General features: G+C 36.8%; 1 protein-coding gene. It reads right to left on the reverse strand.

What is annotated here, in order from left to right; genetic code table 11:
- Window positions 1-532, reverse strand: a 532-nt coding sequence (locus tag LACDD01_RS11275) for a glucosaminidase domain-containing protein (protein ID WP_231863452.1), incomplete at its 3' end; no start/stop codon positions are given.
- Between the last annotated feature and the right edge of the window lie 118 nt (window positions 533-650).

The following is a 650-nucleotide window of genomic DNA, read 5'->3' on the forward strand; positions in this document are numbered from 1 at the left end:
CTTCTTTATAGTTTTTCGCAGCTAAAACGCTTGCATACTGCTTAGGGTTCCATGTAGTGCCCTTAGTAAAGAGATAGGCATGTCCTTCGACAGATTCTTTCCAACCATCGTAAACGCGAAATTGCGCTTTTACAGTCACCCATTTATCATTTTCAAATTCTTTGGTTTCTAAAGTTACTGTGGGGACATTTCCGTAAGCTTTGATACCAAAAAGATTGTAATATTTTGCGGCAAGTCCGCTTTGACCAAAGTTACTTTCCAAAGCAGCCTGAGCTAAAGTCAGAGAAGCGAGAACATTATACTTTTCTTGTGATTCTTGCGCATATGGTGCTATAGTACGAATGAAGTTATATTCTGTAATTGTTTCAACTTGGTTGGCAAGCTCAGTGTCATTACGATTATCATTGGTTTGTATCACTCTAAAATTCAAGAGGTTAGCTGCAACAAAGAGAAAAATCAAAAGCTGCAAAATAATGCGAAAGAAACTTCGGATTTTAGAAGTCGCCTTGCGGCGCTTTTTATCATATGTCATGTCACTAGTATAACAAAAAAGTCTCAATTTGTGGATAGGTTCAACACTTGTTATGCTAGAAAAATATGCTAGTAGCTTCGCTTTTGAACACAAATAAAAAAGTTTCCACATTTTTGGA

Source organism: Lactococcus sp. DD01 (assembly GCF_001578715.1).
GTDB lineage: Bacteria > Bacillota > Bacilli > Lactobacillales > Streptococcaceae > Lactococcus > Lactococcus petauri.